At 68.8% G+C, this 15,769-nt stretch carries 14 protein-coding genes; 6 read left to right on the forward strand and 8 right to left on the reverse strand.

What is annotated here, in order from left to right:
- Nucleotides 1-75: 75 nt before the first annotated feature.
- The 3 genes from C6P61_RS10815 to C6P61_RS10825 are packed head-to-tail and all read right to left on the reverse strand — an operon-like array spanning nucleotide 76 to nucleotide 4,102.
- On the reverse strand, nucleotides 76-2,133 hold the full coding sequence (locus C6P61_RS10815; protein ID WP_244908880.1) for a transglutaminase TgpA family protein: 2,058 nt from the start codon (nucleotides 2,131-2,133) through the stop codon (nucleotides 76-78).
- Nucleotides 2,127-3,167 (reverse strand): DUF58 domain-containing protein, encoded by a 1,041-nt coding sequence (locus C6P61_RS10820; protein WP_146115037.1) that lies wholly within the window; start codon nucleotides 3,165-3,167, stop codon nucleotides 2,127-2,129. Before C6P61_RS10820 ends, C6P61_RS10815 begins: the two co-directional genes overlap by 7 nt.
- An 11-nt stretch (nucleotides 3,168-3,178) precedes the next feature.
- The gene (locus C6P61_RS10825) at nucleotides 3,179-4,102 is read right to left on the reverse strand and encodes an AAA family ATPase (protein WP_105729948.1); all 924 of its coding nucleotides are present in this window, start codon (nucleotides 4,100-4,102) and stop codon (nucleotides 3,179-3,181) included.
- Nucleotides 4,103-4,136: 34 nt separating this feature from the next.
- Between C6P61_RS10825 and C6P61_RS10830 the strand changes: the two genes are divergently transcribed.
- From C6P61_RS10830 to C6P61_RS10845, 4 genes are all read left to right on the forward strand, one after another.
- Nucleotides 4,137-5,090 carry a histone deacetylase family protein gene (locus C6P61_RS10830; RefSeq protein ID WP_105729949.1) on the forward strand — a complete coding sequence of 318 codons (954 nt, stop codon included), beginning with the start codon at nucleotides 4,137-4,139 and terminating at the stop codon, nucleotides 5,088-5,090.
- Between the two features lie 76 nt (nucleotides 5,091-5,166).
- Nucleotides 5,167-6,483 carry a mechanosensitive ion channel family protein gene (locus C6P61_RS10835; protein WP_105729950.1) on the forward strand — a complete coding sequence of 439 codons (1,317 nt, stop codon included), beginning with the start codon at nucleotides 5,167-5,169 and terminating at the stop codon, nucleotides 6,481-6,483.
- An 87-nt stretch (nucleotides 6,484-6,570) separates the two neighbouring features.
- Nucleotides 6,571-7,320 (forward strand): electron transfer flavoprotein subunit beta/FixA family protein, encoded by a 750-nt coding sequence (locus C6P61_RS10840; protein WP_105729951.1) that lies wholly within the window; start codon nucleotides 6,571-6,573, stop codon nucleotides 7,318-7,320.
- 193 nt (nucleotides 7,321-7,513) lie between these two features.
- The gene (locus C6P61_RS10845) at nucleotides 7,514-8,446 is read left to right on the forward strand and encodes an electron transfer flavoprotein subunit alpha/FixB family protein (protein WP_105729952.1); all 933 of its coding nucleotides are present in this window, start codon (nucleotides 7,514-7,516) and stop codon (nucleotides 8,444-8,446) included.
- A 66-nt stretch (nucleotides 8,447-8,512) separates the two neighbouring features.
- On the opposite strand, the gene miaA is transcribed toward C6P61_RS10845, so the two are convergent.
- From miaA to mutL, 3 genes are read right to left on the reverse strand one after another with little or no spacing between them, the layout of a single operon-like run.
- Entirely contained in the window at nucleotides 8,513-9,535 is a 1,023-nt protein-coding gene (gene miaA, locus C6P61_RS10850) for a tRNA (adenosine(37)-N6)-dimethylallyltransferase MiaA (protein WP_105729968.1), read from the reverse strand.
- Nucleotides 9,536-9,594: 59 nt separating this feature from the next.
- Nucleotides 9,595-10,836: a multidrug effflux MFS transporter gene (locus C6P61_RS10855; RefSeq protein ID WP_211296966.1), complete on the reverse strand. Its 1,242-nt coding sequence runs from the start codon at nucleotides 10,834-10,836 to the stop codon at nucleotides 9,595-9,597.
- 3 nt (nucleotides 10,837-10,839) lie between these two features.
- On the reverse strand, nucleotides 10,840-13,029 hold the full coding sequence (gene mutL, locus C6P61_RS10860) for a DNA mismatch repair endonuclease MutL (RefSeq protein WP_105729954.1): 2,190 nt from the start codon (nucleotides 13,027-13,029) through the stop codon (nucleotides 10,840-10,842).
- Nucleotides 13,030-13,053: 24 nt separating this feature from the next.
- Here mutL and C6P61_RS10865 point away from each other — a divergent pair, with 24 nt between their 5' ends.
- Nucleotides 13,054-13,695, forward strand: a complete 642-nt coding sequence (locus C6P61_RS10865; RefSeq protein WP_105729955.1) for a DedA family protein — start codon at nucleotides 13,054-13,056, stop codon at nucleotides 13,693-13,695.
- A 114-nt stretch (nucleotides 13,696-13,809) separates the two neighbouring features.
- Nucleotides 13,810-14,013: a hypothetical protein gene (locus tag C6P61_RS10870; RefSeq protein ID WP_105729956.1), complete on the forward strand. Its 204-nt coding sequence runs from the start codon at nucleotides 13,810-13,812 to the stop codon at nucleotides 14,011-14,013.
- Between the two features lie 86 nt (nucleotides 14,014-14,099).
- Here the strand turns inward: C6P61_RS10870 and C6P61_RS10875 are convergent, their stop codons facing one another.
- Both C6P61_RS10875 and C6P61_RS10880 read right to left on the reverse strand, forming a co-directional pair.
- On the reverse strand, nucleotides 14,100-14,639 hold the full coding sequence (locus tag C6P61_RS10875) for a hypothetical protein (RefSeq protein ID WP_105729969.1): 540 nt from the start codon (nucleotides 14,637-14,639) through the stop codon (nucleotides 14,100-14,102).
- 98 nt (nucleotides 14,640-14,737) lie between these two features.
- Nucleotides 14,738-15,733, reverse strand: coding sequence for a flavin reductase family protein (locus C6P61_RS10880; protein WP_105729957.1), 996 nt, complete (start codon nucleotides 15,731-15,733; stop codon nucleotides 14,738-14,740).
- Between the last annotated feature and the right edge of the window lie 36 nt (nucleotides 15,734-15,769).

Raw genomic sequence — 15,769 nt, forward strand, 5'->3', positions numbered from 1 at the left:
TCATGGCAGATCAAGTCAGGTCAGGTCAGGTCAGGTCAGGTCAGGTCAGGTCAGGTCAGGTCAGGTCAGGTCAGGTCAGGTTAGGTTATCCGGGCGGGGGACTGCCCGCTGGGGCTGGGGCCAGTCCAGTGCGCGCGCCTGCCGGCGCAGTTCGGCCAGCGGGCGCTGGCTGGCGGGATCGTAGCGTTGGCGCTCGAGCTCGAGCAGCCAGGCCTGCAGCGGCTCGAAGCGACGCTCCGCTGGCCCGTTTGCGGCCAGCAGCTGGGCCAGCTGGCGCGGCGTGGCCTGCGCCGCGACCTGATAGCCGGCCTGTTGCAGCCGGTGCCGCGCCCGTTGCAGCAGTTCGAGCCAGGGGTCGCGCGAGCGCAGGCGCCACAGCGCCCAGGCTGCCACGGTCAGGCATAGCGCGGCGAGCAGCCACGATAGCAGGCGCAGCAGCTGGCTCGGGTCGGCGCCGTCGAGTCCAAGCTGTCGGAGCAGGTCGAACTGCTGCTGCTGGCTGTAGTCGAGCACCCACTGTTTCCAGCGGTAGTCGAGCGCCTCCCAGACCCGGCTCAGCTGTAGCGCCAGCGAGGGACTGACCTGGATCATGGCATCGGCCAGCAGTCCCGGCGCTGGGCGCAGGCGCTCGAAGGCGTCGATCCGATCCGGCTGCACGGCGGCGGTCGGGTCGACCCGGGTCCAGCCGCGCTTGGGCAGCCATACCTCGGCCCAGGCATGGGCATCGCTCTGGCGCACGCTCCAGAGTCCATCGACCGGATTGCGCTCGCCGCCCTGGTAGCCCGTGACCACGCGCGCCGGCACGCCCAGCGCGCGCAGCAGGATCACCGAGCTGGCCGCGATATGTTCGCAAAAGCCGGCGCGGCGGTCGAACCAGAATTCGTCAGCGCTGTCGCGACCAAAGAGGCCGGGCTCCAGCGTGTAGCGGTAGCCGCCCTGGCGCAGCTGCGCCAGCACGCGCTCGACCTTTCTGATCCCCGGCTCCTGGCCCGGTTGCAGGCGCTGCTCGATTTCCTGCCGCCATTGCGCGGCCAGTGCCAGCGTGCGCGGGTTGTAGCCCGGCGGCAAGGCCAGCCATTCGTCCAGCGCCGGGCTGGCAGTCTCGGGGCCGTGGCGAAACCGTGGGTAGCTTTGCCCCTGGTAGCGCAGCAGTTCGGTCACGGGCCGCTGCGTGAGCCATTGCAGCTCGCTGCTCATCCGGGCCGGGTAGCCCGGGATCAGCGGCGCTTCGGGGCTGGCCTCGAGCAGCAGCAGCCAGGGCATGCCGCTGGGCTCTTGCGTGACCTGGTAGCGCAGCGGCTCGCCCTCGACCCGCAGTTCGGCCGCCTGCGCATCGGCCGTAGACCGGCTCGGGCGCCACTCGATGCCGTCGAACTGGCTCAGCACCGGGCCGCGGAAATAGAGCTCCTGCTGCGCTGGTTGCGGGCCATCGAAGCGCACGCGCAGCGCGATGCGGTCGTCGAGCGCCAGCCTGGCGATCTGGCCGACCTGCATGCGTTCCGACAGGCCGCTGCGCCCGCCGAGCGCGTCGGCCGGCAGGCTCCAGAGCGGTCCCAGGCGCGGAAAGAACAGGAACAGCAGCAGCATCAGCGGCGCGCCGAGCAGCATCATCTGGCCTGCGATCCGGGCCGCCAGCGCCAGCGGCGGGTGTCCGACCGGCAGCTGGGCGTTGACCAGCGCGGTCAGCAGGCCCCATAGCGCAAGCAGCATGGCCAGCGCGGTCAGCAGCGACTGCGAGTGAAAGAACTGGCTCAGCAGCGTGAAGAAGCCGAGGAAGAACACCACCAGCGCGTCGCGTTGCGCCCGCAGCTCCAGGGTCTTGAGCGCCAGCAACAGTACGATCAGCGTCACCCCGGCTTGCTGGCCGAGCAGGGTGTGGTAATGCAGCCAGGTCGCGACCACGATCAGCAGCAGCAGCGCGCTGCGCCAGCCTGGATGCGGCAGCGCGCGCTGGCGCAGTGCCAGCCAGCCGCGTACGAGCAGCAGCGCCAGGCCGAGCGCGCTGCTCCAGCCCGGCAGGTAGGGGGCCTGCAGCAGCAGCACCCAGGCCACCACGGCCAGCAGGAACAGGGTGTCGCGCGTCTCGCGCGGCAGTTGGGCCAGAGGGGCCAGCGGGCGCGCCAGCTTCAGCACAGCGCCAGCGCCTCCAGGCAGCGCCGCCGGTGCGCCGGTCCGTGATCGGGCGCGATCTCGAGCTGCTCCAGGCGCAGGCCGTAGTCCAGTCCCTGCGCTTCGGCGGCCAGCACCCAGGCGCACAGGCGGCTCAGGCACCGCTCGGTATCGGCCAGGCCGGTCAGGGCCGGCTCGAGCCAGCAGCGCCCGCCCGGCGGCTGGCTGAATTCGCGGCTGATCCAGGGTGCATTGCCGCTGGCGGCCTGCTGCGCGACTTTCTTCCAGGCCACCCACTTGAGCGGGTCGCTGCGGCGCCAGGGGCGCAGGTCCTCCCATTCGTCGCTGCTGCCAGCCTGGTCGGCGCTGACCGGGCCCTCCTGCTGGCCGCTTGGGACTGGCAGCGGTGGCGCCGGGATCTCGGGGGCCGGGTAGACCAGCAGCAGCGCATCCGGGCGCCACCAGCACCAGGCACGAAAGATGCCGAGCGGAAAACGGCCCTGGATCTGCAGCGCCGGCAGCGCGTGGCGCCCGCGCCGGGGCATGGTGCAGCGCAATTGCCGCGTGGACTGGCTTTGGGCGGGCAGGTCGCACCAATCGACCGAGGTCGGGTTGCCGTGTTCGGTCATGCCGGGCCTGAGCCAGCCCAGCGCGAGGCCGTAGCGCGCGCGTCGCCCGGGGTTGTGCAGCGTGACGGCCAGCAGCGCTGCCTGGCCGGCATGGACCGGTTCGCCCGGCTGCAGCTGCAGCCGCAGGCCGTTGAGGTTGGCATGGGTCAGATGCAGCCCCACCGCTGCGCAGCCAGCGAGCAGGAAGGTCAGCAGGTAGCCCAGATTGAGCTGGTAGTTGATGCTGCCGACCAGCATCACGAGCAGCGTCAGCGCCAGCATCAGTCCGGCGCGCGTGGGCAGGATGTAGAGGTTGCGCTGGGTCAGCTCGAGGCTGTTGCTGGTTGGCTGGCGCCGCAGCCACCAGTCCTGCCAGTGGCGCGCAGGCGGCTGTCGCCGCCGTCCGGGTCCCCGCAGCTTGATGTCGGCGGCCAGCGAGTCGGTCGGCATGGCGGACCTGTTCAGCGCAGCGCCGTCGCTGCCAGCAGCGCCTGCACCTGCTCGATCGCCCCGCGTCCCGAGGCCGGCAGCGGCGTCAGCCGGTGTGCCGCGGTCTGCGGCAGGATGGCGGCGATGTCGTCGGGCGCCAGATAGTCCCGGCCTTCGAGCAGCGCATGGGCCTTGGCCGCGCGCAGGATCGCGAGTGCTGCGCGCGGGCTCAGGCCCTGCAGGAACCAGCGTCCGTCGCGCGTTGCCTCGACCAGGTCCTGCAGGTAGTCGAGCACCGCATCGCTGACCTGCACCGCCTGCGCCGCTGCCTGCAGCTGGGCGAACGCCGCCGCGTCGAGCAGCGCAGGCAGCGACTGCAGCAGGCCGCGCCGGTCCTGGCCGCGCAGCAGGCTGCGCTCGGCCGCCCGGTCGGGATAGCCGAGCCGGATACGCATCAGGAAGCGGTCGAGCTGCGACTCGGGCAGCAGGTGGGTGCCGACCTGATCGTGCGGATTCTGGGTCGCGATCACGAAGAAGGGGCGCGGCAGCGGCCTGGTCTGGCCCTCGACCGAGACCTGCTGCTCCTCCATCGCCTCGAGCAGCGCGCTCTGGGTCCTGGGACTGGCGCGGTTGATCTCGTCGGCCAGCAGCAGCTGGGCGAACAGCGGCCCGGGATGGAAGACTAGGCTCTGGCTGGCGCGCTCGAAGATCGAGATCCCGAGCAGGTCGCTCGGCATCAGGTCGGAGGTGAACTGCACCCGCGAGAAGGCCAGGCCGAAGCTGCGCGCGAGCGCCTGCGCCAGCGTCGTCTTGCCCACGCCCGGCCTGTCCTCGATCAGCAGATGACCGCCCGCCAGCAGGCAGGTGACGCAATCCCTGACCTGTAAGGATTTGCCGGCCATCACCGTGTTAAGCTGACTGAGCAAAGAGGAGATCATGGTTGGAGTGGATTGCATCGCATCTGCCCCACCTTAATGGAAAACGCACATCATGAATGCGACAGGTTATTACACCCATCCCTTGTTCCGCAAGCACGAGATGGGGCCAGGCCATCCCGAATGCCCGCAGCGCTTGAGCGCGATCGACGACCGGCTGCTGGTCACCGGGGTGCTCGACGCGCTCGAGCAGCGCGACCCGACGCCGGCCTCGGTGGCCGAGATCGAACTGGCCCACGGCCGCATGCACATTGCTGCCATGCGCGGCCTGTGTGACTTCCTAAAGGAAGACATCCTGGCCGGCGGTCCGACCCATTACCACGTCGATGCCGACACGGCGCTCAACGAGTACAGCTACGAGGCCGCGCTGATGTCGGCCGGCGCGGCGATCTGCGCCACCGATGCGGTGATCGCCGGTGAACTCGAGAACGCCTTCTGTGCCGTGCGCCCGCCCGGCCACCATGCCTGCCGCGACAAGGCGATGGGCTTTTGCGTCTTCAACAACGTCGCGATCGCGGCCAAGTACGCGCTCGAGCGCCATGGCCTGGAGCGGGTGGCGATCGTGGACTTCGACGTCCACCATGGCAACGGCACCGAGAACATCGTCGCCGGCGACGACCGCATCCTGATGTGCAGCTTCTACCAGCACCCCTTCTACCCGGAAGGCGGTGCCTTGTCCGATGCGCCCAATCTGGTCAACCTGCCGGTGCCGGCCTACACCAAGGGGCTGGAGATCCGCGAGCTGATCGAGGCCAGCTGGCTGCCGCGCCTGGAGCAGCACCAGCCGCAGCTGATCTTCATCAGTGCCGGCTTCGATGCCCACCGCGAGGACGACATGGGCCAGCTCGGCCTGGTCGAACAGGACTACGCCTGGATCACGCTCAAGCTCAAGGCCGTGGCCAAGCGCCATGCCCAGGGCCGCATCGTGAGCTGCCTCGAAGGCGGCTACGACCTGAGTTCGCTCTCGCGCAGCGTGGAGGCGCATCTGCGCGTGCTGGCCGACGTCTGAGGCCGTCCGGGTTGGCAAGAAGGCGCTGATTCTGTGGCAAGCTAGCGGCTTTGTTCCAACGCCGCAACCGCTTGCCGTGACTGCCACTCCCATCCCCATCGACGATTTCTCGCTCTGGCTGTCCTCCTTTGGCCAGCCAACCGTGCTGCTCGAGCTGGCCATCCTGGCCGGTTGCGGCCTGCTGGCCTGGGGCCTGGTGGCCTTGCTGCGCCGCGTCTTCTCGCCTGACGAAAGCCATTCGATCTGGTTCGGTCACGGCCTGGTCGATGGCGTGCTGTTCCCGACCCTGCTGCTGGGCCTGGGATTTGCCGCGCGCACGCTCTGGGCCACCAGTCATCCGGTGCATCTGCTGCGCATCGCGCTACCGGTGCTGCTGGCGCTGGTCGTGATCCGGGTCGGTGTCAAGGTGCTGCAGGTGGCCTTCCACCAAGCAGCCTGGCTGCGCCCGATCGAGCGCACCATCTCCTGGTTGGCCTGGCTCACCATGGTGCTGTGGGTCAGCGGCCTGCTGCCGGTGCTGCTCAACGAGCTCGACCAGATCCACTGGAAGATCGGCGGCAGCAAGCTCTCGGTCCGCACCCTGATCGAGGGCGTGCTGACGGCTTGCGCGGTGTTGCTGCTGACGCTCTGGATCTCGGCGGCGATCGAGTCGCGCCTGCTGCGCGCCACTTCCGGCAGTGAGCTGTCCTTGCGCAAGGCTGCCAGCAATGCGACCCGCGCGCTGCTGATGTTCGTTGGCCTGATGGTTGCGCTGACCTCGGTCGGCATCGACCTGTCGGCGCTGTCGGTGCTGGGCGGTGCGGTCGGCGTCGGTATCGGTTTCGGCTTGCAAAAGCTCGCGGCCAACTATGTCAGCGGCTTCGTGATCCTGACCGAACGCAGCATGCGCATCGGCGACATCGTGCGGGTCGACAACTTCGAGGGTCGCATCACCGACATCAGGGCCCGCTTCACCGTGATCCGTTCCGCCTCCGGCCGCGAGTCGATCGTGCCCAACGAGATCCTGATCACGAACCGGGTCGAGAATCTCTCGCTGACCGATCCGCGCGTGTCGCAGTCGACCGTGATCAGCGTCGCCTACGACAGCGATATCGACCAGGTGGCGGCCCTGCTGGTCGAGGCCGCCGCCGCCCAGCCGCGCGTGCTGCAGGACCCGGCCCCGCTGGCTTCGCTGTCGGCGTTCGGTGCCGATGGTCTCGAGTTCACGCTCGGCTACTGGATTGCCGACCCCGAAGTCGGTACCCTGGGTCTGAAATCCGACATCAACTGCGCCATCCTGGCGGCTTTCCGCGCCCAGGGCATCGATATTCCCTTTCCGCAGCGGGTGCTGCATGTGACCGGTGCGCAACCGGCTACCCCTGTTCCCGCCGCGCCGTCCAACGCCAGGGCGTGACAGACCTTAAAACTGGAATAGAATTCCACTTTCGTTAGCTGTCGCTACTGGCATGGTTTCCAACTTATCCTTCAGCAGGAGTCAAACATGAAGATTCTCGTCCCCGTCAAGCGCGTGGTGGACTACAACGTCAAGGTGCGGGTCAAGGCCGACGGTACTGGCGTGGACATCGCCAACGTCAAGATGAGCATGAACCCGTTCGACGAGATCGCGATCGAGGAAGCCGTGCGCCTGAAGGAAAAGGGCGCCGCGACCGAAGTGATCGCCGTCTCCTGCGGCGTGAGCCAGTGCCAGGAAACCCTGCGCACCGCGCTGGCGATCGGTGCTGACCGGGCGATTCATGTCGAGACCGACGCCGAGCTGCAGCCGCTGGCTGTCGCCAAGCTGCTGGCCGCGCTGGTGGCCAAGGAAGCCCCGGGCCTGGTGATCCTGGGCAAGCAGGCGATCGACGACGACGCGAACCAGACCGGCCAGATGCTGGCGGCGCTGACCAATCTGCCGCAGGCGACCTTCGCCAGCAAGGTGGAAGTCGCGGCTGACCGGGTCGAGGTCACGCGCGAGATCGACGGCGGCCTGGAAGTGCTGTCCATGAGCCTGCCGGCGATCGTCACCACTGACCTGCGCCTGAACGAGCCGCGCTACGTCACGCTGCCCAACATCATGAAGGCCAAGAAGAAGCCGCTCGAGAACGTCAAGCCGGCCGATCTGGGCGTGGACGTGGCGCCGCGCTTGAAGACGCTGAAAGTGGCAGAGCCGGCGGGTCGCAAGGCTGGCATCAAGGTCGCCGACGTGGCGGCGCTGGTTGACAAGCTCAAGAACGAAGCGAAAGTCATCTAATTTCCTTGGTGACAGACCAGAACCGCGCAGCGGTCTGCTCTGTCACCAACTGATTAGAGATTTGCGGGACTGACCAGGATTTGCGCAGCAAATTTGCTCTGTCCCCCAACTGACTAGACCGAGACTTGCGGGATAGACCCTGACTGCCTACCAGTCAGCGCTGTCCCCCACCGAATCAAAAGGAATCCTGAACATGACAGTCCTCGTCATCGCAGAACACGACCACGGCTCGATCAAGAGCGCGACCCTCAATACCGTGACGGCTGCCGCGCAGATCGGCGGCGACGTGCATGTGCTGGTCGCAGGCCAGAATGCCGGCGCCGCTGCTGCCGCTGCGGCCCAGATCGCCGGTGTTTCCAAGGTGCTGCACGCCGACGGCGCCAGCCTGGCGCATGGCCTGGCCGAGAACGTCGCCGCGCAAGTGCTGACCATTGCAGCCGGCTACAGCCATATCCTGTTCCCGGCCACCGCGGGCGGCAAGAACGTGGCGCCGCGCGTCGCGGCCCAGCTTGATGTGGCTCAGCTCAGCGACGTGACCAAGGTCGTCTCGGCTGACACCTTCGAGCGCCCGATCTACGCCGGCAACGCCATCGCGACCGTGCAGAGCGCGGACGCGATCAAGGTGCTGACCGTGCGCGGCACGGCGTTCGACGCGGCAGCGGCACAGGGCGGCAGCGCTAGCGTTGAAGCTGTGGCAGCCGTGGCCGACAGCGGCCAGAGCGCCTGGGTACGCAGCGAAATCGCGCAGAACGACCGTCCGGAACTGACCGCAGCCAAGATCATCGTCTCGGGCGGTCGCGCCCTGGGCAGCGCCGAGCAGTTCGATGCAGTGATCACGCCGCTGGCCGACAAGCTTGGTGCAGCCATCGGTGCTTCCCGCGCGGCAGTCGATGCCGGCTACGCCGCCAACGACCTGCAAGTCGGCCAGACCGGCAAGATCGTCGCGCCGCAGCTGTATGTTGCGGTCGGCATCTCGGGTGCGATCCAGCATCTGGCCGGCATGAAGGACTCCAAGGTGATCGTGGCGATCAACAAGGACGCCGAGGCACCGATCTTCTCGGTCGCCGACTACGGGCTGGAAGCCGACCTGTTCACGGCCGTGCCGGAGCTGGTCAAGGCGCTGTAACCCTGTAATGCTGCAAGCGCCGGTTCGGACTGCGCGGCAGTCCGAATCAGGCGGCTTCAGGCCATCTCAGGCCGTTTCAGGCCGCAGCGCGGCCTCGACCAGCTCCAGCGCCTGCTGCATGGCGCCCGGCTGGTCGCAGGCCACCACCTGGCGCTGCGGCATCGAGCGCAGCCAGGTCAGCTGCCGCTTGGCGAGCTGGCGCGTGGCAAAGATGCCGCGCTCGTGCAGCTCGGCCAGCTCCTGCGCGTTCAGGGCTTGGCGCCCCATGTTTTCGGCCGCGTCGAGCGCCTCCCAGGCCTGGCGATAGCCGACGCAGCGCATCGAGGACAGGTCGGGCGTCAGGTCGCCGCGCGCGCGCAATTCGGTCATCTCGTCAATGAAGCCCTGCGCCAGCATGGCGTCGAAGCGTTGCGCGATGCGCTGGTGCAGCCAGGCACGCTCGACCGGTTCGAGCGACAACAGCAGTCCCGGCTGGCCTTCGATCTGCAACGGACGGTTGGCCTCGGCGGCCTTGTCGCGGGTATGGAAGGCCGAGATCGGCCTGCCGCTGGCGCGCCAGACCTCGAGCGCGCGGCCGATGCGCTGGCTGTCGTTGGGCGACAGGCGCGCGGCGGTCACCGGGTCGACCTGGCTCAGTTGCGCATGCAGCGCTGGCCAGCCCAGTTGGCTGGCCTCGGCCTCGATCTCGGCACGCAGCGCAGGTTGGGCCGATGGCATCGCATCCAGCCCTTCGAACAGGGCCTTGAAATAGAGCATGGTGCCGCCGACCAGCAGCGGCAGGCGCCCGCGCGCGCGGATCTGGCCCAGCAAGGCGGTGGCGTCGTGCACGAATTCGGCCGCGCTGTAGGCCTGCAGCGGATCGCGGATGTCGATCAGGTGATGCGGCGCGCTGGCCAGCTCCGCAGCGCTGGGCTTGGCGGTGCCGATGTCCATGCCGCGAAACACCAGCGCCGAGTCGACGCTGATGATCTCGACCGGCCAGCGCTGCGCCAGCGCGAGTGCCAGTGCGGTCTTGCCGGAGGCGGTCGGGCCGGCGATGGCCAGCCAGCCGGGCCGGTGGTCTGGGGCAGAAGCGGGGGCGCGGATCATGTCGGCTGGCGGTTCGGTCGGGTCGGAGATCAAGTCGGGTCAGGTCGCATCAGGTCGGATCAGCCCAGGCGCTTGAGCGGCGCGCGCGCCTCGCCGTAGCGCTGCACGGCAGTCCAGGCGTTGAGCGCAACCAGCACGGCCCAGAACAGCACGCCCCAGCCCAGCGCCAGGCGTGGCGTGATCCAGTCGTGGCTGATCAGCCAGCCCAGGGTCTGGCCGTTGCCGAACGCCATCACCATCGCCAGACAGCCGCCCCAGGCCGAGGCCGTGCCGGCCGCTTGGGGAAACGGCGCGACCGAGCCGGTCTGGGCGCAGGGCTGGTGGATGCCATGCGCCATGATGTAGAGCCCGAAGGGCAGCGCCACCGCCCAGGCCGACGCGAGCTCCAGCCAGGTGGCAAGCGCCAGCCCCAGGCCGCCCGTCAGGCTCAAGCCGGCGGCGACTGCGATCGTGCGGCGCAGTCCGAGCCGCGTCAGCAGCCGGCGGCAGACGAAGGTGCCGCTGATGTAGAGCAGTGACATCGAGAACATCACCAGGCCGAAGGCCGACTGGCTCAGCCCGAGGTCGCGGCTGAAGACGAAGGTGGCCAGCGACAGGAAGGTGAACAGCCCGCCGAAGGAAAAGGCCGAGATCATGGCCTGGCACCAGAAGGTCGGGTGGCGCAGGATCAGCTTCCAGTTGGCCAGCAGGCGGGCCGGTTTCAGTGCTTCGCGGTCGGGCTGCTGCAGCGTTTCCTGCTGGCGCCACACCAGCATCACGAGCACGGCGGCGCCAAACAGCGCGACACCGGCCAGTGCCGCGCGCCAGCCCAGGTGCTGCGCCAGCCAGCCGCCCAGCGGACCGCTGAAGCAGGCGATCAGCCCGAGGCCGCCGAGCGCCTTGGACATCACGCGCGCGCCGTCGGCGGGCTGGTAGAGGTCTCGGATCACGGCGCGCGCGCCCATCATCGAGGCCCCCATGGCCAGGCCTTGCAGGGCACGCCAGCCGATCAACGCCTGCATCGAGCCGGCCAGCGCCGCGCCGATCGAGGCCAGCGTGAACAGGCTCATGCCGGTGATCAGGATCGGGCGGCGACCGAAACGGTCGGACAGCGGCCCCCAGACCAGTTGCGACAGGCCAAAGCCCAGCAGCAAGGAGGTCAGGGTGAGTTGGGCCTGCGCCATGCTGCCGCTCAGGCTGCGCGTCAGGTCGGGCAGCGAGGGCAGGTAGAGGTCGGTCGCGATCGGCTGCAGTCCCATCAGCAGCGACAGCAGCAGCACGACTAGGGTGGGCGACATCGGCCGCTGGATGGAGTGGTTCATGTTTCAGCGTCCGCGCAGGAACAGCGCATCGAGTTCGCTCAACTTGAGCTGGCGCCAGGTCGGACGACCATGGTTGCATTGGTCGCTGCGTTCGGTGGCTTCCATCTGGCGCAGCAGGCCGTTCATTTCCTCCAGCGTCAGGCGCCGGCTGGCGCGCACCGCGCCGTGGCAGGCCATGGTCGCGAGCAGTTCGTTGCGCGCGCGCTGCACCACGGTCGAGGCCTCCTGCTGGCTGAGTTCCTCCAGCACGCTGCGCGCGAGCTCGACCCCATCGCCCTGGGCCAGCGCGGCCGGTACCGCGCGCAGCGCCAGCGTTTGCGGCGAGAACAGCGAGATCTCCAGGCCCAGCTGCTGCAGCTGGTCGGCACAGTTCTCGGCCGTCGCGATTTCGTGCGGCGTGGCGGCGAAGGTGGTCGGGATCAGCAGCGGCTGGCTCTGCAGGCCGGCGTCGGGGCTGGCCTCGAACTGTTGCTTGAGCCGTTCATAGACGATGCGCTCGTGCGCCGCGTGCATGTCGACCAGCACCAGGCCCTGGGCGTTCTCGGCCAGGATGTAGATGCCGTGCAGCTGCGCGATCGCTCGGCCCAGCGGCCAGTGGTCGGTGTCTGGCGGCTCGGCGGTGCCGGCGCCGGAGGCCGGGGCGGCGCTCGTCGCCTGCAGGGACGGCGCCGTCAGCGGCTGACCAGTCGATGGCGTGGCGTCATGCGGGTCAGCTGCAGGCAGCGGCTGGCCGGGTCGCTGATCGGGTGTCTGGTCGGGATCGAAGGCTGTCGCCATGCCTGCCGGTCCGGCCGGTCCGTCTGCTGCCGTCGCGGCCGGTTCGCCCGCTGCGGCGGCGGCCGACTCCAGCGCACGGCCCGACTGCCAGAGCAGCGACAGGTCCTCGACCTTGTGGCCGACCGGCTCGGGCCGGCTCCAGGCCGGATTCCAGTTCGGGTTCGCAGCGGGCGGCTGCTGGATGCCGAGTCCGAGCTGGACCCGTGGCATGGCCGGCTGGGGCCCGGCCTCGGCCATGGTGCCCAGGCCGGTTGCCGCTCCCTGGGCCGCCGGGTCGGCTGGGCCGGCCGCTTCTGTGCCCGCCGCCGAGCGCGGCTTGGCCAGCGCGTTCTCGATCGCGTGGCGCACCGCCTGGTGCACCTCGCGTCCGTCGCGAAAACGCACCTCGATCTTGGTCGGATGCACGTTGACGTCGACCCGGGTCGGATCGATCTCGATGAACAGCGCGTAGCTGGGTTGGCGCTGGCCGTGCAGCACATCCTCGTAGGCACTGCGCGCGGCGTGCGAGATCACCTTGTCGCGCACGAAGCGGCCGTTGACATAGGCGAACTGGCGGTCGGCGCGCGCGCGCGCGGCGTCCGGCAGCCCGGTCCGGCCCCAGACCCGGATGCCCTGGCCCTGCCAGTCCAGCGCCAGGCTCTGGGCGAGAAAATCCTGGCCCAGCACATCGCCCAGGCGCTGCGCCAGCGCGGCCTGCGGCTCGCCCTGGTGGCAGACGCGCCACTGCTCGACCAGTTTGCCCTCGTGCCAGACCGCAAACCCGACATCGGGGCGTGCCAGCGCGTGCCGGCGCACCGCCTCCAGGCAATGCGCGAGTTCGGTCGCGTCGGTCTTGAGGAACTTGCGCCTGGCCGGCGTGGCGTAGAACAACTCGCGCACCTCGACGGTGGTGCCATGGGTGCGCGCAGCGGGCGCAAGTTCGCCGGTGCGCCCGTGCAGCATCCAGGCATGGCCGTCATCGCTGCCGACCTCGCGCGACAGCAGGCTGACGTCGGCGATCGAGTGGATGGCGGCCAGCGCCTCGCCGCGAAAGCCCATGGTGTGGACCGATTCGAGCTCCGCCAGGTTGCTGATCTTGCTGGTCGCATGGCGCTTGAGCGCTGCCGGCAGTTCCTCGCGCGGGATGCCGCCGCCATCGTCCTCGACCGAGATCAGCCGCACGCCCCCGGCCAGCAGCCGCAGCGTGATCTGGTGCGCGCCGGCATCGAGCGCGTTGTCGACCAGCTCGCGCACCACCGAGGCCGGGCGCTCGACCACCTCGCCGGCGGCGATCTGGCTGATCAGCTCGTCGGGCAGTTCGCGGATCGGACGGCGTGGCGCTGGGGCAGGGAGCCCGGAGTCGGGCAGGGGATGGACGCTGGGGCTGGAATTCACCCCCGAATTGTAGGTCGCCGGCCGGTCTGCCGCTTTTGTCATCCGGAGACTGGATAATCTCGCATCATGGACATCATTCCCTTCCTGATCGATTTCATCCTGCACGTCGACAAGCATCTGCAGTCTTTCGTCGCCAGCTATGGCGCCTGGGTCTATGCGCTGCTGTTCCTGATCGTCTTCGTCGAGACCGGCCTGGTCGTCATGCCCTTTTTGCCGGGCGACTCGCTGCTGTTCATCGTCGGCGCGCTGGCGGGCGCGGGCCTGATCAGCCTGCCGCTGGCCATGGGCCTGCTGGCGCTCGCGGCCATACTGGGCGACCAGCTCAACTACACCATCGGGCGCTATTTCGGACCCAAGGTGTTCCAGTGGGAGGACTCGCGCTTCTTCAACAAGAAGGCCTTCAACCAGGCCCATGCCTTCTACGAGCGCTATGGCGGCATCACCATCGTGCTGGCGCGCTTCATGCCCTTCATCCGCACCTTCGCGCCCTTCGTCGCCGGCGTCGCCGCCATGTCGCGTCCCAAGTTCACGGCCTACAACGTGGGCGGCGGCCTGCTCTGGGTCTGCAGCCTGACGCTGGCGGGCTACCTGTTCGGCAACATGCCCTGGGTGCAGGCCAACCTGAGCAAGATCATCTGGGCCTTGATCCTGGTGCCGGGACTGATCGCGCTGTTCGGCGCCTGGCGTGCCGGTCGCCAGCCGGCCTGAGCGCAGCCAGCAATTTCCTGCGGGTTGACCAGGGGGCTAGCGCCGCGGCCTGGCTTGCGGTAAGTTAGCGCTGTCAGTTGATCATTTTTGCGCCATATACCGTGGGAGTTAAGTATGACAAAGCACCAGAGCCCGGCCGACCAGCAAGAGCCCCATGCCCGCAAGGTCGAGAACGACCACAACAAGGTGGGCGAGCAGGATGCCACCCAGCTCAACCAGGGCCATCGCACGCCGGAAAGCCGCAGCGACCGCGAGTCCAACGTGGGCGGCAGCAACCAGTCGCAGTCGCGCCGTCAGGCGCCGGGTCACGGCGACTGATCTGATCTTGCAGGCTGCCCGTGACGGGCAGCGTTCGGTAAAGCGGGCTGCCTTGGCAGCCCGTTTCATTGGGTGACTCAGAAGCGCTAGAAGCCGCCCAGGTTCTCGATCGCGTCGACGACCATGCCGGTGCCGATGATCAGCATCAGGATGTCGTTGTCGACCCGCACATATTCGTAGCCGGCCGGCGCGCGACCGAGCTGGCGTCGCAGCTCGACCGGCAGCGGATAGCGCACCAGATCGCGCGGCAGTGGCTGCCCCACCACCCATTTCCTGGCCTGGCCGGGCGGCAGGCAGCCGTTGTTCTTCTTGGCCAGGCCGGGCGGGCAGCGGCCGGCGCGGACCCGGGGCTCGAAGTAGTCGCGCACCGATTCCCGATGCCGCTCGCCGAACCGCGCACCGCTGGCGCCTGGCGTCTGGGCACGGTTGCCGGGTTGGTCATCCTCCTGCCGCAGCTTGCGCTCCCGGTCCTGGTGGGCGCCGTAGCCGGCCGGTTCGTGCATTTGATCGCGCATCTGTTCGCGCTTGTGCCCCTGGCCACCGGCCCAGTCGGGCTTTTCGGCCCAGCTTGAGGCGGTGACGACGCTGGCGCACAGCGCCATGGCGGCAATCTTGGCAAAACTCATGATCTTTCTCCCCAGGTGTTCATCGGGCAGAATCATTAGGCCGCAATTGCCGTCCCGCTTCAAGGCCGACGCGGGTGCGGCAGTGGCGCAGTCTGGCTTCAGTCGTGGCCCAGGGCCTGCAGCACGCGCTTGAAGGCAGCGAGGTCGGCCTCGGCGATCTGGCCGAGCTTGTCCTTCATGTAATGGTTGGCCGAGCCGGCGATGGCGGCCTGGCGCTCGCGTCCGCTCGTGCTGAGCTCGACCCGCCCGTCACCGCAGGCGCACACCAGCCCTTGCTGCTCCAGTCCGGCCAGCCCGTCGGCGACTTCTTCTGGCTCCAGATAGGTGGCGCGGGCCAGTTCGGCCGGATCGCAGGCGCCCTCGCGCAGCCGGTTGACCAGGCGCGACATCGGCATGTCCAGGCCCAGCGCCTGGCGGTGCGAGTCGAAGTCCAGCGACAGGCGCTGGCTGGCGTAGATCAGCTGGCGCAGCAGCTCGGCGTCCGACAGTTCGGTCGCGGCGCTCTGGTCGCCTGGCGGGGTGGCTTCGGCCAGCGCCGGATGTTCCTGGGCCACGCCGTAATGTCCCTGGGTGAACAGCAGCGGCGCGCCCTCGAAGCGGGCGTAGCGCTCGACATGGCCGACCAGGATCAGGTGGTCGCCGCCCTCGTGCACCTGCTCGAGCCGGCATTCGAGATGGGCGATCGCGCCCTCGATCAGCGGCGCCCCCTGCAGGCCGGCCTGCCAGCGCGCGCGCTCGAAGCGTTCCGGGTGCGAGGAGCCGAACAGTTGCGAGAGTTCGACCTGGTCGTCAGCCAGCACGCTGACCGCGTAATGGCCGGCTTGCAGGAAATCCTGCGCGCTGGAGGATTCGCGTCGGATCGACCACAGCACCAGCGGCGGTGCCAGCGAGACTGCCGCGAAGGAGTTGACCGCCATCCCGACCAGGCGTTCGCCGTTGCGCGCGGTCACGACCGTCACGCCGGTCGGGAACTGGCCCAGGCAGCGCCGCAGCGCGCGAGCGTCGGCTGCCGGATCGCCGGCTTCGATCAGTGCGCGTGCCGTGGCGCAGGGCGCCGTCGCTTCGCTGGACAAATTTGCGCTGGCCTGGCTCATCTGGTGGTCTTTGGCTTGAGGGGTGAAAGGGGAGGG

The organism is Malikia spinosa (assembly GCF_002980625.1).
In the GTDB taxonomy this organism is placed as follows: Bacteria; Pseudomonadota; Gammaproteobacteria; order Burkholderiales; family Burkholderiaceae_C; genus Malikia; species Malikia spinosa.